At 43.9% G+C, this 22,911-nt stretch carries 17 protein-coding genes; 16 read left to right on the forward strand and 1 reads right to left on the reverse strand.

What is annotated here, in order from left to right:
- Nucleotide 1 precedes the first annotated feature (1 nt).
- From F897_RS04430 to F897_RS04440, 3 genes are read left to right on the forward strand one after another with little or no spacing between them, the layout of a single operon-like run.
- Complete coding sequence (locus F897_RS04430) at nucleotides 2-1,405, forward strand: UDP-N-acetylmuramoyl-tripeptide--D-alanyl-D-alanine ligase (RefSeq protein ID WP_005233581.1); 1,404 nt, start codon at nucleotides 2-4, stop codon at nucleotides 1,403-1,405.
- Nucleotides 1,406-2,524, forward strand: coding sequence for a phospho-N-acetylmuramoyl-pentapeptide-transferase (gene mraY, locus F897_RS04435; RefSeq protein ID WP_005233582.1), 1,119 nt, complete (start codon nucleotides 1,406-1,408; stop codon nucleotides 2,522-2,524).
- A gap of 58 nt (nucleotides 2,525-2,582) precedes the next feature.
- Nucleotides 2,583-3,386 carry a putative RNA methyltransferase gene (locus F897_RS04440; RefSeq protein WP_005233583.1) on the forward strand — a complete coding sequence of 268 codons (804 nt, stop codon included), beginning with the start codon at nucleotides 2,583-2,585 and terminating at the stop codon, nucleotides 3,384-3,386.
- A 58-nt stretch (nucleotides 3,387-3,444) separates the two neighbouring features.
- Here F897_RS04440 and ponA read toward each other — a convergent pair whose 3' ends face one another.
- On the reverse strand, nucleotides 3,445-5,973 hold the full coding sequence (gene ponA / locus F897_RS04445) for a penicillin-binding protein PBP1a (RefSeq protein ID WP_005233584.1): 2,529 nt from the start codon (nucleotides 5,971-5,973) through the stop codon (nucleotides 3,445-3,447).
- Nucleotides 5,974-6,139: 166 nt separating this feature from the next.
- Here ponA and F897_RS04450 point away from each other — a divergent pair, with 166 nt between their 5' ends.
- The 13 genes from F897_RS04450 (at nucleotide 6,140) to F897_RS04510 (ending at nucleotide 22,643) form a co-directional block, all read left to right on the forward strand.
- A complete protein-coding gene (locus F897_RS04450; protein WP_004787132.1) occupies nucleotides 6,140-7,198 on the forward strand; it encodes a pilus assembly protein PilM in 1,059 nt (352 codons plus the stop codon).
- Nucleotides 7,198-7,836, forward strand: a complete 639-nt coding sequence (locus F897_RS04455; protein WP_005233586.1) for a PilN domain-containing protein — start codon at nucleotides 7,198-7,200, stop codon at nucleotides 7,834-7,836. Before F897_RS04450 ends, F897_RS04455 begins: the two co-directional genes overlap by 1 nt.
- A complete protein-coding gene (locus F897_RS04460; RefSeq protein ID WP_005233587.1) occupies nucleotides 7,833-8,549 on the forward strand; it encodes a type IV pilus inner membrane component PilO in 717 nt (238 codons plus the stop codon). The genes F897_RS04455 and F897_RS04460 overlap by 4 nt, the downstream gene beginning before the upstream one ends.
- Entirely contained in the window at nucleotides 8,549-9,076 is a 528-nt protein-coding gene (locus F897_RS04465; protein WP_005233589.1) for a pilus assembly protein PilP, read from the forward strand. The genes F897_RS04460 and F897_RS04465 overlap by 1 nt, the downstream gene beginning before the upstream one ends.
- Nucleotides 9,077-9,092: 16 nt before the next feature.
- Nucleotides 9,093-11,261: a type IV pilus secretin PilQ gene (locus F897_RS04470; protein ID WP_005233591.1), complete on the forward strand. Its 2,169-nt coding sequence runs from the start codon at nucleotides 9,093-9,095 to the stop codon at nucleotides 11,259-11,261.
- Nucleotides 11,262-11,297: 36 nt separating this feature from the next.
- Nucleotides 11,298-11,834 (forward strand): shikimate kinase AroK, encoded by a 537-nt coding sequence (gene aroK, locus F897_RS04475; protein WP_005233593.1) that lies wholly within the window; start codon nucleotides 11,298-11,300, stop codon nucleotides 11,832-11,834.
- A 28-nt stretch (nucleotides 11,835-11,862) separates the two neighbouring features.
- The gene (aroB, locus tag F897_RS04480) at nucleotides 11,863-12,942 is read left to right on the forward strand and encodes a 3-dehydroquinate synthase (protein ID WP_005233594.1); all 1,080 of its coding nucleotides are present in this window, start codon (nucleotides 11,863-11,865) and stop codon (nucleotides 12,940-12,942) included.
- A gap of 12 nt (nucleotides 12,943-12,954) precedes the next feature.
- Nucleotides 12,955-13,806, forward strand: a complete 852-nt coding sequence (locus tag F897_RS04485; protein ID WP_005233595.1) for a hypothetical protein — start codon at nucleotides 12,955-12,957, stop codon at nucleotides 13,804-13,806.
- 450 nt (nucleotides 13,807-14,256) lie between these two features.
- Complete coding sequence (gene gltB / locus F897_RS04490; RefSeq protein ID WP_164071336.1) at nucleotides 14,257-18,732, forward strand: glutamate synthase large subunit; 4,476 nt, start codon at nucleotides 14,257-14,259, stop codon at nucleotides 18,730-18,732.
- Between the two features lie 72 nt (nucleotides 18,733-18,804).
- On the forward strand, nucleotides 18,805-20,226 hold the full coding sequence (locus F897_RS04495; RefSeq protein WP_005233597.1) for an FAD-dependent oxidoreductase: 1,422 nt from the start codon (nucleotides 18,805-18,807) through the stop codon (nucleotides 20,224-20,226).
- Nucleotides 20,227-20,414: 188 nt separating this feature from the next.
- Nucleotides 20,415-21,005: a LemA family protein gene (locus F897_RS04500; RefSeq protein ID WP_005233599.1), complete on the forward strand. Its 591-nt coding sequence runs from the start codon at nucleotides 20,415-20,417 to the stop codon at nucleotides 21,003-21,005.
- A gap of 37 nt (nucleotides 21,006-21,042) precedes the next feature.
- The gene (locus tag F897_RS04505) at nucleotides 21,043-22,089 is read left to right on the forward strand and encodes a TPM domain-containing protein (RefSeq protein ID WP_005233601.1); all 1,047 of its coding nucleotides are present in this window, start codon (nucleotides 21,043-21,045) and stop codon (nucleotides 22,087-22,089) included.
- A complete protein-coding gene (locus F897_RS04510; RefSeq protein ID WP_005233602.1) occupies nucleotides 22,083-22,643 on the forward strand; it encodes a TPM domain-containing protein in 561 nt (186 codons plus the stop codon). Before F897_RS04505 ends, F897_RS04510 begins: the two co-directional genes overlap by 7 nt.
- Nucleotides 22,644-22,911: the final 268 nt, after the last annotated feature.

Here is a 22,911-nt window from a genome sequence, read left to right on the forward strand (position 1 = left end):
CATGCATACTTCAACAACAAGTACCGTGCCTCTAGAGCCATGGACAATTGAACAGTTACAGCAAGCCACTCATGGTTATTGGCTGAATGATAAAAAACCTGAAGGTCAGATTAAGCGGATTTTAACTGATTCCCGTCATGCCGAAGCAGGGGATGCTTTTCTGGCACTTAAAGGTGAGCGTTTTGATGCGCATGACTTTATCGCTCAAGTGGCTGAGAAGGGCTGTGGAATCGCGATTGTCAGCCAACCTGTTGACGCAGATATTTGCCAGCTAGTAGTTGAAGATACTCGTCTGGCATTGGGTCATCTTGGCGCTTATCGTCGTCAGCAAAACTCACAGCTTAAAGTCATTGCTTTGACTGGTAGTAGCGGTAAAACCACGACCAAAGAAATGCTGGGTAGTATCCTGTCGCGTCTGGCACCGACTTTAGTCACTCGCGGTAACCTGAATAATGATTTGGGTGTCCCAATGATGTTACTGGAATTGCGTGCTGAACATCAGTATGCGGTGATGGAATTGGGTGCAAGCCATCAGGGTGAAATTGATTACACTTCCAATCTGGTACAGCCGCACGCGGCCGGTATTATTAATATCGGTACCGCACACTTAGGTGAGTTTGGTGGCCGTGATGGGATTTGTCGCGCCAAGTCTGAAATCTATTCGCATATTTCTGAAACTTCGATTGTGCCTGCAGCAGATGATTATGCCGAGCAAATCCGTGCAGCCGCCAAAACCGAGAAAACTTTGAGTTTTGGTCAGGGCGGTGATGTCTATGCAACTGACGTAGAACTACATCCGCAATCTGCGACTTTCACGCTAAATACACCACAAGGCAGTAAAACCGTAAATCTACCATTTGCTGGTGAACACAATGTGCAAAACGCAACTGCAGCGGTGGCTTTTTCTTTGGCAATTGGTATTAGTCTGGATGATATCGTGGCTGGCCTTGAACAAGCTGTTGGTGCCAAAGGTCGTTTGAACTTTATACCGCATAAAGATTTTTTATTTATTGATGATACCTACAATGCCAATCCAAGCTCGATGCGTGCAGCGGCTGAAGTTTTAGCGCAGCAGCAGGGCATTCGAGTGATGGTGACCGGCGATATCGGTGAACTGGGTTCATCTGCTGCAATCGAGCATTATAAACTTGGTCGGGATCTGGTATCGGTCAAAGGCATTGATTTTGTGGTGGCTGTGGGTGAATTTGCCCCAGCTGCACAAGAAGGTGCACGTAGTACGCAATATGGTAAGAAAATGCAGGCTTTCCTGAATCAAGAGCAGGCTTTACCGTTTTTAATTGATTTGATTGAAACACATCATCCCCAGCCAATGTCTTTCCTGTTCAAGGGTTCACGTTTTACCCATATGGAAACATTGATGGCTGCATTGATGGAGAAACTCTAAATGCTGTTATGGCTATTTGATCATCTGGCGGGCTTTGATAGCACGTTTCAGGTGGTTCGTTATCTAACTTTACGTGCTTTGCTCAGCGTCTTGACCGCTATGACTATCGGTTTGGTGTTGGGTCCGATCATGATCCGTAAATTGCAGGCACTAAAATATGGTCAGGCAGTAAGTTCGTTTGCTCCTGAGAATCATGCCAAGAAAATGGGTACACCGACTATGGGTGGGGTGTTAATCCTGCTCTCGATCGGGATCTCCACCTTACTGTGGGCAGACCTGACGAATCCTTATGTCTGGATTGTGCTCTCGGTGATGGTGATTTTCGGCGCCGTGGGCTGGGCGGATGACTGGATTAAAATCCGTTATAAGGACAATGCCGGTTTACCTGCACGCAAGAAATTCTTTTGGACGTCTGTAGGTTCAATCGGTGCTGGTATTGCACTGTATGTGATCGCACAGCAGCAACCGAATCCGGTAGTGACTGCCAATATGCTGGATGTGCTGATTCCATTCTTTAAGGATCACACCATTCCATTGTCCGTGATTCCGCTGGGAATTGGCTTCATTATTTTCACTTACTTCGTGATTAATGGTGCATCCAATGCCGTAAATCTGACCGATGGTCTAGACGGTTTGGCGATCATGCCAGTTGTTCTGGTTGCAGCAGGTTTAGGGGTATTTGCTTATCTGGCAGGCGATGTACGTTTCGCTAACTACTTACATATTCCTTATGTGAAATATTCTTCCGAACTGGTAGTCATCTGTGCTGCGATGATTGGTGCCGGTCTGGCATTCCTCTGGTATAACGCTCACCCAGCTCAAGTGTTTATGGGTGACGTCGGTGCATTATCTTTAGGTGCAATGCTGGGTACAATTGCCGTGATGGTGCGTCAGGAAATCGTGTTTGCGATTATGGCAGGTGTATTCCTGGTAGAAGCAGTTTCAGTCTTCCTGCAAATCGGCTCATTAAGAATGCGTAATAAACGGGTATTCCTGATGGCACCTTTGCATCACCATTATGAAAAGAAAGGCTGGCGTGAAACTCAAGTCGTCATCCGGTTCTGGATTATTACGATTATGCTGGTAGTTTTGGGCCTAATGACCTTAAAATTACGCTAAGAAATGCATTTGAAAAAGTCGGCGCATGCCGGCTTTTTTGTTTTGGAGAAATTAAAAAATGAACCTACTGATGTGTCCTGTTTGTCGTGAGCAGTTACGCTTAAATGAACGTACATGGCGCTGTGACAATCAGCATAGCTATGATGTGGCCAAGCAGGGTTATGTGAATCTGCATGTAGTGCAGCATAAACATAGTAAAAATCCGGGTGATACGCCTGAATCTGTGCAGGCACGTCGTGCATTTCTGAGTGCAGGTCACTATGCACCTCTGCAACAGGCTGTGGTCAAGAAAATCCGTGAGCTGCGGATTGAAAACCTGCTCGATATTGGTTGTGGCGAAGGTTATTACACTAATGCCATGCAGGCTGAAGTAATGCAATGTGTCGGTGTAGATATTGCCAAAAATGCAGTTCAGGTTGCAGCTAAACTGAATAAAGAAATTACCTGGGTGGTAGGGACAGGGGCGACCTTGCCAGTGCTGGATCAATCTATTGATCTGTGTACCAGCTTATTTAGCCCAATTCCAAAACAAGAAATCTTACGGGTATTAAAGGCAAAATCTTATTTGATGGTGGTAACCCCTGCACCACAACATTTATATGCGATGCGTGAAGCCTTATTTGAGGAAGTAAAAGCACACGAGCCACATAAATTTGTTGAGCAGTTGCAGGATGCATTTAATCTGGTAAGTGAACAGGTGATTGATGCACCAATGACTTTGGCTCAAGCAGATTTAAAAAACCTGATTGCTATGACTCCCTATGCTTATAAAGCTAAACCTGAACGCCGTTTGGCACTTGAGCAGCAGGATCAATTTGATTTAATGGCCCAATTCCAGATTTATGTATTTCAGAAGAAATAAATTTAAAATCTAGAAATAAAAAATCCCTCAATAATGAGGGATTTTTTATTAGTTCAGATTATTCAATTTCTTCAATCAAGTTTTCCAAAGGATCCACCACCCGATTTGGCTGTGGTGGCTGGTCTCTTGGCGCCACTCTTTCATCATCCGGTATGCGGATTTCCTGATCAGGCAAATCTTCAAAATCATTGCTTTGTCGTTTAGGTGCTACAACCGGGGCAGGGCGATACAGAGGCGTCGCTAAAGGTGGAGAAGACGGATCATATTGTTCCTGCTCACCTTGCACTACTTTATTACGGTTAATTGGTGCTTTAGCATTACGATCCAGGCGAACCCAAGCTTCTGGTGTACCTTTTAAGGCATTCCCCATAAAGTCGGTCCAGATTGGTAAGGCTGCCACGCCACCGTATTCACGGCGACCTAAAGTTTTTGGCTGGTCGAAACCGACCCAGGCAACGGTGACTAGCTTGCCATTAAAACCTGCAAACCAGGCATCTTTAGCATCATTGGTGGTACCGGTTTTACCCCCAATATCGCTACGACCAATTCTTAAAGCAGCACGTCCTGTACCATGCTGAATCACATCACGCAGGATATTGGCCATATCATAAGCAGAACTAGATTTTAAAATACGTTCTGCCTGACGGTAATTACTGTCTTCAGCCGAGATTTTTGGTGTCTCTGGTTTTTGCGCTAGGGTCTTGTTATTGATTTCAATGGCTTCATCATCAGGAGTGAGCGCGCCTGTTGGTTGAGGGCTTTCTTCCTGAGCATTAATACACGAGATGCAGGCATATTCAGGCTTAGCCTCAAAAATAGTCTTGCCATAGGCATCTTCGATACGCGTAATAAAATGTGGCTGAATCCGATAACCGCCATTGGCGAACGTAGCATAACCAGTGGCCATCTGGATTGGTAAAACCTGAGGTGTACCTAGAGCAATGGTGTAGTTACGTGGAATCTGATTATTCTGCAAGCCAAAATCCATAAATAACTGACGTGTACGCTCAATACCGACGGTTTGTAATAGGCGAACTGAAACCGTGTTACGTGACAGATATAAAGCACGACGTAAAGGAATCATCCCTAAATAACGACCATCCGAATTACGCGGACTCCATTTACCAATGGTAATAGGTGCATCATTCACCATGGTATACGGAGTCATACCACGTTCTAAAGCCAGAGCGTAAACGAAGGGTTTAATAGTTGAACCCGGCTGACGCCAGCCTTGAGTCGCACGGTTAAATTTGGATTGATAAAAATTATAACCACCGACAATGGCTTCAATCGCACCATTATTCGGGTTTAATGCAATTAATTGGCCCTGTACCTGAGGTGTTTGTACCAGTGCCCAGGAACTTTTATTCTCATTAGGTCTTAAACGAACAATATCTTTAACTTTAACAATCTGTGATGCTCTGCTTGGTGCAGCACCTACACTGTTTGCACTACGATAAGGACGAGCCCAGGACATGCCTGACCAAGGCACAGTTACGGTTGTACCATCCTGCATCAATGCTTCAAAGCTATTATTGTTGACCTTAGTCACTTCAGCAGGGTAAGTGTTGGCATAGACACGGAAATTTTGCAGGGGCTGATCATGAGCCTCAGCACCTCGCCAGCCATGACGACGATCATAAGCTTCTAAACCATCCTGTACCGCCTGTTCAGCATAAGCCTGACGTTCACTGTGGATCGTCGTGTAAACTTTATAACCTGAATCTATGGCCTGTTCACCAAAATTTTCTACCAGTTCAGAGCGAACCATTTCACCGACATAGGGAAATTTGTTACGCGTACTGCGGTCAGGCATATCCAGTTTAATCGGTTCAGCAATGGCTTCCTGATATTGGCTTTGATTCAGATAACCCAATTGCAGCATACGACCTAAAATCCAGTTACGGCGTTCCAGTGCACGTTTAGGATTGGCCACTGGATTGTAGCGAGAAGGTGCCTTAGGAAGACCGGCGATCATTGCCATTTGCGCAATCGAAAGCTCATCTAAACTTTTGTTGTAATAGATTTTGGCTGCTGCCGCGATGCCGTAAGCATTTTTTCCCAAGAAAATTTTATTGACATATAAAGTCAGAATTTCTTCTTTACTTAAATTCTGTTCTATTTTACGTGCCAGAAAAATTTCAGTTAGCTTACGCTTTAAAGTACGTTCGGGACTTAAATAGTAGTTTTTGGCGACCTGCATGGTAATGGTCGAACCACCAGTCTGTACATCAGAGCCAGTAATGGTTTCACTGACTGCACGTCCTAAACCTTTAAAGCTGATCCCGCTGTGTTCGAAGAAACTAGAATCTTCTGCAGCGAGGAAGGCGTGAATAAATTCTTTCGGAATCTGTTCATAATTCACAGGAACAGAAAGCTTGCCACCATACTCTGCAATGAGCTTATTATCTGAGCTAAAAACTTGTAAAGGCTTTAATAAAGGTGCCTTTTTAAGCGTAGACATTTCAGGCAAAGATGGGGCAATATAGAGATACATGCCATAGAAACCCATCGGAATTGAGATCAAAATAATGATAATGATCAAAAAAAATGGATGAACAAGGCCTGAACAAGATAGCTTTTTCATAACAAGTAAGTTTTAATAAGAGCTAATGGCAAACTAATTACCGGTCAGTATATCCTTTAGATATACATATTGTTAGATGAGTTATTGTATCTGTATAAAATTATAGGCCGGCACAGATTGATGAGTTTGTTTTTATTGGGGATAAAAAAATAATAGGAATTGTATTGTGCGCAGGTTATATCGTAAGCCAAATAAGGGGTTAATAGGAGTCGATATTAGTTCGACTTCTGTTAAAGTTTTAGAGCTCTCTGTAAAGAACGGTCGGTACTGGGTAGAAAGTTATGCTTTGGTCCCACTACCAGAAAGTAGTGTCGTTGAAAAAAACATTTTAAATCCAGAAGCGGTGGGTGATGCGTTGGGGCGTGCGATTAATTTGGCCAATACCCAGTCCAGTCAGTCAGCCTTTGCGATTCCAACTTCTATGGTCATCACCAAAATCATCGAAATGGATGCCGATATGTCGGATGATGAACGTGAAGTTCAGATTCGTGAAGATGCTGAACAATATATTCCTTTCCCACTTGATGAAGCCAGCCTGGACTTCGAAGTTCTGCCAGACCGTTTAACCAATCCGAACCGGGTCAATGTCCTGTTGGTAGCGACCCGAATAGAAAATGTTGAAGCGCGTTCTGAAGTACTGCAAATTGCCAATCTTAATCCAAAAATTGCAGATGTCGAAAGTTTTGCATTAGAAAATGCATTCAAGGTGTTTTCGGATACCTTACCGATGGGGGTAAATACTGTCGGGATCCTGGATATTGGTCATAGTATGACGACCTTATCCGTCATGCAGAATAACAAGATCATTTATACCCGTGAGCAGGTTTTTGGTGGCAAACAGCTGACTCAGGAAATCCAGAACCGTTATGGATTGTCTTTTGAGGAAGCAGGTCGTGCTAAAAAAACCCGTGCCTTACCGGATGACTATGACATCGAAGTGCTGGAACCTTTCTTGGATGCTGTAGTCCAACAAGCAGCCCGTTCATTACAGTTCTTCTTCTCTTCATCTCAGTTTAACGAGATTGACCATATTTTATTGGCAGGGGGAAATGCCAATATTCCAGGTCTGGCAAAACTATTACAGCAAAAACTCGGCTACCGGGTCACGATTGCCAATCCATTCCTGCAAATGGGCTTTTCTCCTCAAATTGATATTAAAAAAATTGAAAATGACGCGTCCTCACTCATGGTTGCATGTGGTTTGGCATTGAGGAGTTTTGATTAATGGCAAAGATTAACTTACTCCCTTGGCGCGATGAGCTAAGAATTAAAAGAAATAATGAATTTGTAGCGATTTGCGCAGGGGCACTTTTTCTAGGATTGGCAGCAGCAGGTTCAACCTGGTTCTACTATGATCAAAAACTTCAGGATCAGGAACAGGCCAACCAGCTAGTGGTCAGTACTAACCAGAATCTGGATGTACAGCTGAAAGCATTGGATGGCTTACAAGACCAGCGTAATGCAATTGTTGAACGTATGAAGCTGATTCAGGGTTTACAGACTCAACGGCCGATCGCAGTCCACCTGATTGATGAAATTGTACGGGTCACACCAAGCAATATGTACATTACCAAATTTCAGCGTACCGGTGATAAATTCACTATTGAAGGTAAGGCAGAAAGTCCGAATACAGTGGCTGAATTGCTACGTAATCTGGAGGCTTCTACCTGGTATCGTAATGCATTTATGAATGCTTTCCTGGTTGCTGAAGAACCAAAAGATAAAGCGCCATCATCAGTGATTCCTCGAGTGGAAGAATCTTATGGCAGCTTTACGGTCACGGTTGATCTGGATCAAATCGCTGAGCCAACACTTAAAGAAGGACAAACACCAGCCACAACTACAGCGGAGGCATCATCATGAGTAATGACGAATTCGATGAATTAAGCCAAGACGTAGTGGCTGTTCCTAGAAAAAAAATGACAGTTGAGAAATTCTTTCAACAATTCAATACACTAGATCCAAATAATTATGGCAGCTGGCCATTATCAGTCAAGATTACCTGCTGGATCTTTATTGTTATTCTGGTTTTTATGCTGGGGTATTTCGGGTTTATTCGCGGCAAGATAGAAGCAATTTCACAAGCCAGTGCTCAAGAACAAAACCTGTTAAATGAATTCCGGGAAAAGGAATCCAAGCTGCGTAATTTACAGCAGTATCAGATTCAGTTGCAGGAGATGGAAGCACGTTTTAATCAGCAATTGGAACAATTGCCGAAAGAAACTGAAATTCCTGGCCTGGTTGAAGATATTAACCTGAGTGGGGTGAACTCTGGACTGAAATTCAAGAATATTCGTCTTGAACCTGAAATCAAGCAGGAATTCTTTATTGAGCAGCCGATCGCGATTGAAGCCACTGGGGATTATCATGCCTTTGGTTCTTTTGTGAGTAGTATTGCAGGACTTTCGCGCATCGTTACACTGCATGACTTCACCATTACAGGGACTGAAAATAAAGAAAAGAAATCTGAAATTCCTGTCATTGATTATGTGGTAAAAGCGAAAACCTATCGTTATGTAGGTAATGCAGATGCTTCATCTACTCCGGCTACAACTGATACGCAGGGAGCTCAGTAATGAATATCATTAAAATTACTTCAGTTTTAACGCTCGGATTTTTATTGGTGGGTTGTGAATCAAGAATTGATGCAGTCAATCAGGAAATGGCCAATATTCGTAATCAACCGCCATTACCGATTGAACCGGCGCCGGATTTTATTCCGACAGAAATGTTTAATTATGCAGCTCATCAGCTGAAAAGTCCTTTCCTGCCAAGCTCTTTAGCAGCCGAATTGAAAATTATGGCAGGTAAGCGAGTTTATCCGAACTTGTCACGCCAATTACAGCCTTTAGAAAGCTATCCACTCGAAACCTTAAGCATGAAAGGCAGTATGCGGAATCAGGTGGGGCAGATTCTGGCTTTGATTCAAACGCCTGATGGGGAAATTGAACGGATACAACGTGGCAGCTATATGGGACTTAATCACGGTCGTGTAACGAGAATTACGCCGACACAGATTGACTTGATTGAGATTATTCCAGATGGCCGTGAGGGATATGTGGAACGTCCACGAAGTCTGGTTTTGATTGGGCCAGCGCCATAAGTTTTAAGGAATAAAAATGAATAAGAGTATTAAAGAATTTATTTTTGGGGATGATAATACAATGAATCATGTGTTTCGTCAGTTTTCTATGGGGGCTGTCGCGATTGCTGTGATGCAAGCGGCTAGTGCGCAGGTTTCAATGACCAATGTGGTACCCATGCAGATTCCTGGACAGGGAACTGAAATCCGAGTGATGTTTAACGGTCTACCACCTCAGCCTCAAGCCTATCAGCTGGAATCTCCATCACGCCTGATTCTGGATTTTAATGAGGCACAACAAAATCTAAAACAGTCTAGTATTCCAGTTGCGACTGCTGAAGCCAGTTCATTGGATGTTAGCTCAGATGCACAGCGTTCTCGACTGACGGTGAATCTCGCTAATGCAGGTGCATTTACTACGCGTGTAGAAGGCAATACCTTTATTTTAAAAATTAATTCTGTTACTCCAGTCGCTATTACTCAGCCTGTACAACAACAGGTCGCTCAGGGGGTTACCAATATTGGTTTCCAGCGGGGGGCGCAAGGTGAAGGGTTGGTGGTAATTGATCTGGCAGGTCAGAACACACCAGTCGATGTACAGCAGCAGGGAACCAAAGTGATTGTACGGACTCTGGGCTCCAAGATTCCGGCACATTTGACCCGACGTTTGAATGTGAATGATTTTGCCACGCCCGTTTCAACCGTAGATGCAGTCAACCAGAATGGATCAGGCGTGATTACCATTCAGTCTGCGGAAAGCTATGAATATATGGCTTTCCAGACAGATAATAAGCTGACTATCAGTTTGAAGCGTCCAGAAGTTAAAGGGCCTTTACGTCCTAAATCAGTCGCTTATACAGGTAAGAAGATTTCTCTAGATTTTCAGGATATTGAAGTCCGTCGAGTTCTACAGTTATTAGCCGATTTTACCGATATCAATATGGTTGCTGCAGATAGCGTACAGGGTAATATTACCTTACGCCTCAAGGAAGTTCCTTGGGATCAGGCTTTAGATATTGTGTTAAAAACTAAAAATCTGGATAAACGCCGTAATGGTAATGTGATCTGGATTGCACCGGTGGCAGAACTAATTAAGGCTGAAGAAGAGGAAGCTAAGGCTTTAAAACAAAGCGTTGCACTTGCGCCAATTCAAACTGAATATATGCAACTCAGTTATGCAAAGGCAGCAGATATTGAAAAGCTGATTACTCAAAATAAGAGCGCATCAGGATCAGGTAATTCAAGTAATAGTACTAATAACGACGATAAAGAAAGTTTATTAAGTTCACGTGGCTCTATCTCTATTGATGCTCGTACCAATACGATTATTGTGAATGATACCCAGCCTTTCATTGATAAAATTCGCAATATGGTCGATCTACTTGATGTGCAAGTGAAACAGGTGATGGTTGAGGCGCGTATCGTTCGTGCAACCACTGACTTTACTAAAGAAATGGGTGTGAAATGGGGAATCCTATCTCAAGGGATTACCAATAATAATCACCTTCTTGTTGGTGGTAGTGATACGACTCTTTGGGATCTTAGGGAGCCTGAGCTTGATAGTGAGAGAGGGGGATGGAGTTATGAAATTCAAAGACCAGATAACCTGAATGTGGATTTAGGTGTCACTAGTCAAGGAGCAAGCCGTATTGCTTTTGGCTTAATCAGCCTTTCAGATTTTATGCTGGATCTTGAACTTTCTGCGCTACAGGCAGACGGTTATGGTGAAGTGATTTCTACGCCAAAAGTGCTCACTGCTGACAAACAAAAAGCGACTGTGGCATCTGGTTCCCAAATTCCTTATCAGTCTTCAGAAGGCGGTGGTGCTAATGCAGTGTCGACTACAGAGTTTATTGATGCAACTTTAAGTTTGGACGTTACACCAAGTATTACGCCAGATGGCAAGGTGCAAATGGAGTTGAATATAACCAGTGACTCACCAGGAAATCCGACACCAACTGGACAGTTAACCATTAATAAAAACCAGATCAATACTAATGTACTGGTTGATAATGGTGAAACAGTGGTGTTAGGTGGTATTTTTGAGCAAGAAACTCGAAATGCGCAAACTAAAGTTCCTTTCTTGGGTGATCTACCTTATTTAGGTCGTTTGTTCCGCAAAGATGTTAAATCAGATAACAAGCGTGAGTTGCTGATTTTTGTTACACCTCGAATTGTTAATGACAGTGTTTCAAGAAATCATTAATATATTTTGAATTTAACAAAATGAATAGGTGACTCCTTGCCAAGCAAAGAGTTTGAAACCTTGCCAAATATCTATTTGGTAGGGCCGATGGGGGCCGGTAAAACAACAGTAGGACGACATTTAGCAGAACTGTTAGGACGAGAATTTCTGGACAGCGATCATGAAATTGAGCGGAAAACAGGGGCTACGATTCCCTGGATCTTCGAAAAAGAGGGTGAAAAGGGTTTTCGTCATCGTGAAACTGTTGTAATTGATGAGTTAACCTCACGTCCACAGCTGGTACTTGCGACTGGTGGTGGTGCAATTACTCAGGCTCCTAATCGGGATTATTTAAAGCAGCGAGGCATCGTTGTTTATCTTTACACTCCAGTTGAAATTCAGCTTCAGCGAACCTATCGCGACAAAAACCGTCCCTTGTTACAAGTCGAAAATCCTGAACAGAAACTCAGAGATCTGCTTGCAGTGCGGGATCCGTTATACCGGGAAGTCGCACATTACATCATTGAGACTAATCAGGGAGCTGCACGAGATTTGGCGCAGCGTATTCTGAATCTCATCCTTCCAAAAAAATAAGTTCAGTTGAAAAAGTGGTTATCCCCTCATGAAAACCTTATATGTCGAACTCGGTGAACGTCGTTACCCTATTTTTATTGGCAGTAACTTGAATCCTCAGGAATTGCTTGAGTCCTATATTCATGGCAAGCAGGTGATGGTTGTCAGTAATGAGACGGTGGCACCACTCTATCTGGATCGCTATAAGGCTGCATTGAAAAATTTGGGTAAAACTGTGGCGACCTGTATTTTGCCGGATGGTGAGAAATACAAAAATATTGAACATCTAAACCTAATTTTTGATGCATTGCTTGAGGCAGGCTTTAACCGCGACTGTACGGTTCTGGCACTCGGTGGTGGTGTTATTGGAGATATGGCCGGCTTTGCCTCTGCCTGTTTCCAGCGTGGTGTCTATTTTATTCAGGTGCCAACAACGTTACTTTCTCAAGTGGATTCTAGTGTAGGAGGTAAAACCGGCATTAATCATCCACTGGGTAAAAACATGATTGGTGCTTTCCAGCAGCCACAAGTGGTGCTGGCAGATATGTCGCAGCTATCTACGCTGCCAGATCGTGAACTGTCTGCGGGTCTGGCTGAAGTGATCAAATATGCCTTACTCGGAGATGAAGATTTTCTGGTCTGGTTAGAAGCCAATATGGAAGGTCTTATTGCCCGTGATGAGCAATTGCTGGCCGAAGCGGTTTATCGTTCTTGTGCACATAAAGCTCGTATTGTAGCCAATGATGAAAAAGAGCAGGGTGAGCGTGCTTTACTTAATCTCGGTCATACATTCGGTCATGCGATTGAGTCTTATCTGGGTTATGGTAAATGGCTGCACGGAGAAGCGGTAGCCACGGGGATGGTGATGGCAGCAGATTTATCCCATCGCATGGGCTGGATTTCATTAGAAGACCTTGAGCGTACAAAAAAAATCATTTCTCGTGCGCAATTACCTATTGTTTGTCCTAAAATTCCACTTGACGATTTCCTGGCTTATATGGCTCACGACAAGAAAGTTTTAAATGGGCAGCTTCGTCTTGTATTATTGCAGCAACTTGGAAAAGCGATCATTACTCGAAACTTTGATGTCGAGTTGATGCAACAGGCGATTTTAGCTCATCAGGCATAGGTTTAAATTTTTATGACAGCATTACGTACCCCTTGGCAAAAGATTCAGCATTATTTCTGGCTGGTCTGTGGCGTATGCTGTCTATTTGCTGCCTTGGTTTTTTGGGCTATTACCGATACAGATGAAGTTGTAGAAGTAGAGAAGAAGCCGGAAACCGAAGTTGAATTACAGATTCAACCGGAAAAAGTGGCCTCAATGACCCATCTTGGTGCACTTTCTGATGAAGTTAAACCTCTTGATCTCAATACTCGCATTGTTGTCAATGTTAGCCATGAGCCTGAATTCCGTGGAACCAAATATATTGGTGAAGTAAAGAAACAGTATGCGATTGAGTTATTTCGAGTAGGTAATGAAGCCATTCTAAAAACCTTCCTGAAAAAGCAGCAGGATCGTAAGCCTTTTGTTTATTTAAGGCTTTCAGGTGAGAACCAGCCTGAACAATATGTATTGTTATATGGTTTGTATAAAACCGCAGCAGAAGCTCAACAGGCTTTATCAGCGCTCAATCTGAATCTGCCTAAATCTGTCCAGCCTAAAGTTGTGGCCATGCAACAATATGCGAGCCTGGTCAACAGTATGGGTTCGGAAGAACTGGCAAGTAATCAAAAACTTTATGAAATTCAGTTGAAAAATGTACCTTTACCGAAAGTTGATGAATCCGTACAGATAAGACCGAAAGCTCAGCCTTCAGCCCTTGTAGCCACCCCTAAAGAAAGCACCACAAGTACCACGATTGTTCGACGTGATCAGGAAGGTAATGTAGTGGAGGTACAGAAATCTCAAAGTCATGTCGAAGGAAGTCCGCGCTCATCAAATGGCAATGCTCGACCTCAAGAAAACGAGATTAGTGATCCATTTAACTAGGCCGGTCTAAAATAGCGCACAGACACTTTATCTTTATTATAAATGTGCGCTTTTGGTGCAAAAAATACGCACCATAAATAATCATAATTTTCCTTTTGTAAGCTAAATCTTTGTCATTTGTGTTGTTTTGATTTTTGCTCCTTAAGTTGGCATGAAATTTGCTTTATCGGTGCATGAATTGAATTAATCTCCCTGTTTTGGCGCGAAAATGATTCGATGAATAGGCGTAATTGTCATCTTTGTTGCTTATTTTTATCTTATCCATCAGCAAAATGAATGTTATTTTTCATGCATTCCGTCTGAAAAAGGATTATGTTGAAAAGATACTCAATGATATTTTGCTCTATAAAGCTGCTTGGCTTGCGGAGTAAATCAGACAGTCACGCACAGCAGAATTTAGATTGTTTAATAGCCTATCGGGCTTAGTGAAAAGAAGGGTACGCTATGCACATGCCATCGCCTAATAATGTAGCTCCCGCTCAAGGTTTATACCAACCGGATGAGTTTAAAGATAACTGTGGTTTCGGTTTAATCGCCCATATGCAGGGTGATGCCAGTCATGATCTGGTCAAGACCGCAATTCATAGTCTAAGTTGTATGACCCACCGTGGCGGTATTGCTGCTGATGGCAAAACCGGTGATGGTTGTGGTCTATTGCTGGCAATGCCTAAAGAATTCTTCCGTGAAGAGGCCAAACGCTTAAGCGACATTACCTTAAGTGAGATTTTTGCTGTGGGTACAGTATTCCTGAATCTGGATCCAGCATTAGCCGCACATGCAAAACAAGTCCTGGCGAAAGAAATTGAAGAAGAAGGCTGTCGTGTTATCGCATGGCGTGTTGTACCGACAAATAATGATGCGCTTGGTGAGATTGCAATGCAGTCTCTACCAGCTTTTGAACAGGTGATTGTTAACTGCCCAATCGGTGTAACTGAAGTTGAATTCAACCGTAAATTGTTCCTTGCGCGTCGTCGTGCTGAACAGCAGTTAACCAGTGATCCATACTTCTATGTGACGACCTTATGCTCAACTGTAATCAGCTATAAAGGTCTGATGATGCCGGCAGCTATTGCTGACTTCTATACTGACCTGGCTGATGAGCGTCTGACATCACATATCGTGGTCTTCCACCAACGTTTCTCTACCAATACATTGCCACGCTGGCCATTGGCTCAGCCATTCCGTTACCTTGCCCACAATGGTGAGATCAACACTATTACGGCTAACCGTAACTGGGCAATGGCGCGTACGCCTAAATTTGAAAACCCATTACTGCCAGGTCTGACTGAGCTGAATCCAATCGTAAACCGTACTGGTTCAGATTCATCTAGTCTGGATAACATGCTGGAAATTCTAGTTGGTGGTGGTATGGATCTGTTCCGTGCGCTACGTATGCTGGTTCCACCTGCTTGGCAGAACGTTGAAACGCTTGATGCTGACTTACGTGCATTCTATGAGTTCAACTCTAAACATATGGAAGCATGGGATGGCCCTGCTGGTTTAGTTATCCAAGACGGTCGTCATGCGATCTGTATGCTGGATCGTAACGGCTTGCGTCCGGCACGTTGGGTCATCACTAAAAATGGCTACATCACACTGGCTTCAGAAATTGGTGTATGGGGTTATGAACCTGAAGATGTCATTTCTAAAGGACGTGTAGGTCCTGGCCAAATGCTGGTGATCGATACTTATACCGGTAAAGTACTAGATACTCAGGATGTGAATAATCACCTGAAACGTATGCGTCCGTACCGTGAATGGTTACGTGAAAATGCTGTACGTCTACAAGGTAGCCCTGAGCTGGAAGAATATCTATGTGAGCGAGGCTTAAAAGGTGACAACCTGAAAGCGGCACAGAAAATGTTCATGGTAACTTTCGAAGAACGTGACCAGTTGCTGCGTCCAATCGCTGAAAGCGGTCAGGAAGCTGTAGGTTCTATGGGTGACGATACACCGATGGCGGTTCTGTCACGTCAGGTACGTCATGTATCAGACTATTTCCGTCAGCAATTCGCTCAGGTAACCAACCCGCCAATCGATCCATTACGTGAATCGATTGTGATGTCGCTAGAAACCTGCTTAGGTCGTGAACAAAACGTTTTCGAACAGGGTCCAGAACATGCAGACCGTCTGATTATTTCAAGTCCGGTCCTGTCTAACTCAAAAATGCATCAGATCCGTACGCTAGGCCGTACAGGTTATGAGATTGCAGATATTGATCTGAACTATGCTGAAACCGAAGGCTTAGAAGCTGCGATTGCTCGTATTTGCGAAGAATCAGCGCAAGCGATTCGTGACGGCAAAACTTTATTGGTACTTTCAGACAAGAAAATCCGTGAAGGTTTCTTGCCAGCCAATGCTGTGATGGTTACTGGTGCAGTACACCATCATCTAATCAATACTGGCCTACGTACTGATGCCAACCTGATTGTCGAAACTGGTTTCGCCCGTGATCCACATCAATTTGCCGTTCTGCTTGGCTTTGGTGCGACAGCAATTTATCCATACTTAGCATATGACGTGATCAATGATCTGGTGGCTAAAGGTGAGTTGCTGGGTGATCCAGTATATGCCCAAAACAATTTCCGTAAGGGGATTGAAAAAGGCCTGCTGAAAGTCCTCTCTAAGATGGGTATTTCAACTGTGGCTTCTTACCGTGGCGGTCAGCTGTTTGAAGCAGTTGGCCTATCCAATGAAGTTGTGGGCAAATGCTTCGTAGGTGTTCCGAGTCGTATTCAGGGTGCAACTTTTGCTGACCTTGAAAATGACCAGAAGCAACTGGCAGATTTAGCCTGGAAAAACCGTAAGCCAATTGATCAGGGCGGTATGCTGAAATTCGTCTTCGGCAAGGAATACCATGCGTTTAACCCGGATGTGATTAACTCACTGCATAAAGCAGTACGTTCTGGTAATTATGCTGACTTTAAAGAATATGCAGAGCTGGTAAACAATCGTCCGATTGCAACCATTCGTGACTTATTCAAGCTGAAAACTGACAATTCAATTCCAGTGGATCAGGTTGAGTCTGTAGAAGATATCCTGCCTCGCTTTGACTCTGCGGGTATGTCTTTGGGTGCACTATCTCCTGAAGCACATGAAGCGATTGCGATTGCCATGAACACCATCGGTGGTCGTTCTAACTCTGGTGAGGGCGGTGAAGATCCAGCGCGTTATGGCACCATCCGTAACTCGAAAATCAAACAGATTGCATCCGGACGTTTTGGTGTAACTCCAGCGTACTTAACATCAGCAGAAGTACTGCAGATTAAAGTGGCTCAAGGCGCGAAACCGGGTGAAGGTGGTCAGTTACCTGGTGGTAAAGTGAATGGCTTGATTGCTCGTTTACGTTATTCTGTTCCAGGTGTGACCCTGATTTCGCCACCACCACACCATGATATCTATTCGATCGAAGATTTATCGCAGTTGATCTTTGACTTGAAACAGGTCAATCCAAAGGCAATGGTATCGGTGAAACTGGTGTCTGAACCAGGTGTAGGTACGATTGCAGCAGGTGTTGCGAAAGCGTATGCCGATTTCATTACTATTTCTGGTTATGACGGTGGTACAGCAGCATCTCCATTGTCTTCGATTCACCATGCAGGTTCTCCATGGGAATTAGGTTTAAGTGAAGCGCATCAAGCACTTCGTGTAAATGACTTACGTGGCAAAGTGCGCGTTCAAACTGATGGTGGTTTAAAAACTGGTCTGGACGTCGTAAAAGCCGCGATCTTGGGTGCAGAAAGCTTTGGCTTTGGTTCAACACCAATGATTGCCTTAGGTTGTAAATACCTGCGTATCTGTCATTTGAATAACTGTGCGACCGGTGTTGCGACTCAGCAGGATTATCTGCGTCAAGAGCACTACATCGGCGAACCACAAATGCTGATCAACTTCTTCACTTTCATTGCTGAAGAAACACGTGAATGGTTGGCGGCACTTGGCGTATCTAGCCTGAAAGACCTGATCGGTCGTACCGACTTGCTGGAAATCCTGCCAGGTGAAACTGACAAACATGCTCACCTTGACCTGAGCAAACTGCTAGAGTCACATCCAGCAGCAGAAGGTAAAGCACAGTACTGTGAAGTACAAGGTAATGAACCATTCGATAAAGGTATTCTGGCTGAGAAGATGGTAGAAGAAATTCTTCCAGCAATCGAAGCAGGTACAGGTGGTGAATACAGCTTCACAGTAGGTAACTGTGACCGTTCGATTGGTGCACGTCTGTCAGGTGAAATTGCCAAACGTTATGGCAACCTGAGTATGGAAGCACATCCAGTTAAAGTAAATCTGACTGGTACAGCGGGTCAGTCACTCGGTGTTTGGAATGCCGGTGGTCTATATCTCAAACTGGAAGGTGATGCAAACGACTACGTGGGTAAAGGTATGGCAGGTGGTCGTATCTCGATCTTCCCGCCAAAAGGTTCGCCATTCCAGACTCAAAATACTGCCATCATTGGTAATACCTGTTTGTATGGTGCGACTGGCGGTAAATTGTTTGCTGCGGGTACTGCAGGTGAGCGTTTTGCAGTTCGTAACTCGGGTGCCTTTGCCGTGATTGAGGGTGCAGGCGATCACTGCTGTGAATACATGACTGGCGGTATTGTGACTGTCCTGGGTAAAGTAGGCCATAACTTCGGTGCAGGTATGACCGGCGGTTTCGCTTATGTATTGGACCTGGACAATGATTTCGTAGATCATTACAACCATGAGTTGATTGAACTGAACCGTATCTCAACTGAAGCGATGGAAGAACATCAGACCTTCTTGCTTCGCATTTTAGATGAACATATTGCAGAAACAGGTAGTGCTTGGGCGTACAAGATCCGCCATGAGTTTGATTTCTATAGTCGTAAGTTCTGGCTGGTAAAACCAAAAGCAGCTAACTTATTGACCTTGTTGAAAACAACTCAAGCTGATCCACAATAATTCCACTACTGCAGATATAGGCAGACCTAAGGTAATGCGAATAAAGCCTTGGGTCTACCCACGGAGAGAGAGATGGCAGAGCGCCTAAATAATGACTTTCAATTCCTGGATGTCGCACGCCAAGATCCAGAGAAAAAAGAGATTGACGTCCGCAAAGCAGAATTTGTGGAAATTTATAAACCTTTCACAACAGAAGTGGCTGCAAATCAGTCACATCGTTGTCTAGGTTGTGGTAATCCGTACTGTGAATGGAAATGTCCGGTTCATAACTACATTCCAAACTGGTTAAAGTTACTTGCAGAAGGCCGTATTTTCCAGGCAGCAGAACTGTGTCACCAGACCAATACTTTGCCAGAAGTGTGTGGTCGTGTTTGTCCTCAAGACCGCCTCTGTGAAGGTGCTTGTACCCTAAATGATGGTTTTGGTGCAGTCACCATTGGTAACGCTGAAAAATATATCAATGACACCGCTTTCGCTTTAGGCTGGCGTCCAGATATGTCTCATGTGAAATGGACTGATAAAAAAGTGGCTATCATTGGTGCGGGTCCTGCCGGTCTAGGCTGTGCTGATATTCTGGTACGTAATGGTGTTAAACCTGTTGTATTTGATAAACGTCCTGAAATTGGTGGTCTGCTGACTTTCGGTATTCCAGAATTCAAGATGGAAAAAGACGTGATGAAACGCCGTCGTGAAATTTTCACCGGTATGGGGGTTGAATTCCGTCTGAATACTGAAATTGGTACCGATGTCACTATCGACCAGTTACTCGCTGACTATGACGCTGTCTTTATGGGTATGGGAACATACACTTATATGAAAGGTGGCTTTGCTGGTGAAGACCTGGATGGTGTTTACGATGCGTTAGATTTCCTGATTGCCAATGTAAACCGTTGCCAAGGCTGGGAGAAAGATCCATCGGAATACATCAGCGTTGAAGGCAAGAAAGTCATCGTTTTAGGTGGTGGTGATACAGCAATGGACTGTAACCGTACTTCGATCCGTCAAGGTGCTGAGTCAGTGATCTGCGCTTACCGTCGTGATGAAGAAAATATGCCAGGTTCACGTCGTGAAGTAAAAAATGCACGTGAAGAAGGTGTTGAATTCCAGTTCAACCGTCAGCCAATCGAAATTGTCGGTGAAAATGGTAAAGTCACTGGCGTGAAATTTGTCACTACTCAACTCAGTGAGCCAGATAGCCGTGGTCGCCGTAGTCCGGAACCAATTCCAGGTTCAGAAGAAATTTTGCCTGCGGATACTGTATTACTTGCCTTTGGTTTCCGTACCAGCCCAGCGGACTGGTTTGCAGATGTCGAGATTAATCTGGATGGTTCTGGTCGTGTCGTTGCCGCTGAGCAGCAGCAATATAAATTCCAGACTTCAAATCCAAAAATCTTTGCTGGTGGTGATATGGTGCGTGGTTCGGATTTGGTAGTGACTGCAATCTGGGAAGGCCGTCAGGCAGCTGAAGGTATTCTGGATTATCTTGACGTCTAATCCGCTCCTTATCATTTTTAGAAAGACCCGCATTCAGCGGGTTTTTCTTTTTCTCAAGAAAATGGAGAGCTGCTAGAACGCTAAGCAAAGGAAAGAAAAAATTATAAAATTTAACAATACGGTTGAAAATTATGTTTAAAATCAAATTAATTATATAAATATCAATAAAGAATTGAGGATGAGATATCATGCGTGTATTAAAACAATCTCTCATAGCTTTGATGCTGGCCAGTACCTTGACCCTGAGTGGCTGTGGCTATAATACCTTGCAAGTCAAAGATGAAGCAGTAACGGCAGCTTGGTCGGAAGTCCAGAACCAGTATCAGCGTCGTGCGGATCTGGTGCCGAATCTGGTGAATGTCGTCAAAGGCTATGCCTCGCATGAAGAGCAGGTTTTAACAGAAGTGACCCAAGCACGTGCCAATGTTGCCGGTCTGAAAGTAGATCGTGAAGTACTGGAAGATCCTGAACTGTTTCAGCGCTATCAGGAAGCACAGGCGCAGATGACCAGTGCCTTGTCACGTCTTTTGGCTGTCACTGAAAATTATCCGGACCTGAAAGCCAACCAGCAGTTCCGTGATCTGCAGGTACAACTGGAAGGAACTGAAAACAGGATTGCTGTGGCACGTAACCGCTATATTACCACTGTACAAGATTTTAACTCTTATGCACGTCAGTTCCCGCAGGTGATGACGGCCAAAGTCATTGGAATGGATACCAAGCCAAACTTTAGTGCAGAGCAGAGTGCGCAACAGGCACCTAAGGTTTCATTTGACTAAGCTTAATCTTGGGTAATCTGCTAAGAAGGTGGCTGCAATGATGCATATAAGCGCTGTAAAACTTTGTACAGGGATATTTCTCAGCCTCATTATGAGCCTGATGAATCCTGCCTGGAGTGAAACAGCAACGGCAACCGATATAGAAGAAATGATTGTTGCACGTGAAATTTTGCAGCCTAAAACGAATCAAAATACTCAAGCTCAAAATACAGAAACTGCAGCAGCATCACAGCCACAAATTGCCAATGACATGGCTGAAGGGCAGCTTCAGCGCGACTTGCCTAGCCTGAATGAACCAGTCATTGATCAGGTAAATTTACTTAGTCCCGCTGAAAAACAGCAACTTAGTCAGCGCATTCAAAAACTCTATAATGAAGGCAAAGGGCAAATAGGTATAGTCATTATTCCGACCACGGGGCAAGAAGATATTTTTGATTATTCCATGCGTGTTGCTGAAGCCTGGCAGCTGGGTTCAGCTAAACGCGATAATGGTTTGTTGATGACCATTGCCATTAATGATCGCCGTATTCAAATTTTGACTGGTTATGGTCTGGAGGGTGTACTGCCGGATATTGTAGCGGGTCGTATTATTCATGACAAAATCACGCCGTATTTTAAGCAAGGTCAGTATGCGCAGGGTATTGATTCCGGACTAACTGAAATTGAACGTATTTTAAATTTAGATCCTGAAATTGCGGCACAGGCCGCGGATGAAATCAAAGAACGTCAGGAACAAGCTTATCAAGCTCAAAAAGCATCGCAAGCTACTTTTGGGAGTGTCATCTTTATTATTGTTGCGGGGGTTATTGGTTCCATGATCTTTGGTAAACGTCTGAGCGCAGCAACTGCGGCGGTAGCAGGTACGGCCGCAGGCTTAGTGAATGGTTTAGGCTTGGTTGCTAGTTTAATGATTGGCGCAGGTATTTTCTTTTTATTGGTAACCTCTATTGCCCAGCTGATTTTACATGCCTTTTTAGCAGGTGGCGGCCGGGGCGGCGGTAGTGGTCGTGGTGGTTTTGGTGGCGGCGGCTTCGGTGGTGGCGGTGGTGGTTTTGGTGGGGGAGGAGCATCAGGCTCATGGTAACAACTACAGATACGACAGAAATTGTCACGCAGCCTAAGCTGGAAGAACATGCGCAGCCGAGTTTTAAGCGCTGGCTCAAGCATTTTTTTTATATGCCAGCAACCAAACGCTTTTTCTCCAAGCAGGATCAACATGCGATTGCACTGGCGGTTGAAGAAGCAGAGCATGGGCATGTGGGAGAAATACAGGTGGTCATTGAAGGCTGTTTACCTTCGCGATCTGCTTATTATCAGGATACGCTCTGCCGTGCGCGACAGTTATTTGCTGAGATTGGGGTTTGGGATACCGAATATAACAGTGGGGTACTGCTGTATTTGAACCTCTGCGAGCATAAGGTGGAAATTGTGATTGACCGTGGAATTAAAAATGCAACGACCCAGCAAGTCTGGGATGAAATCTGCCAAAATATTATTCAACATCTGGCTCAACAGAAGTTTAAAGAGGGTGTAATTGAAGGTGTTAAACAGATTGGAGAAGTATTGGATCAATACTATGATCGTAAAATAGATGATTTAGAAAATGAATTGGGGAATAAACCGATTATTCTGGGTTAATAATTTTTAAATCATTTAAATCTATCATATTACAGTGGCACTGTAAGCAGGGCGTAAGCGCGGTTCGTTCAAGAGAAACCGTCACGCTGCACTACTCGAGGCAATTAAACAGGCTGAGATTGACGCAGGACAAAATGTGCTTTTACCAACACTGTAAATTGAAAAAACTAAAAGTAAGACAAAGGCGATTAAAACTGATGATAAGCAATTAAAGGAAGATTATTAAAAATTGCTAAAGAAGTGTAATTCACTGTTGCGAGAAAATTTT

This window comes from Acinetobacter variabilis, from assembly GCF_000369625.1.
GTDB lineage: Bacteria > Pseudomonadota > Gammaproteobacteria > Pseudomonadales > Moraxellaceae > Acinetobacter > Acinetobacter variabilis.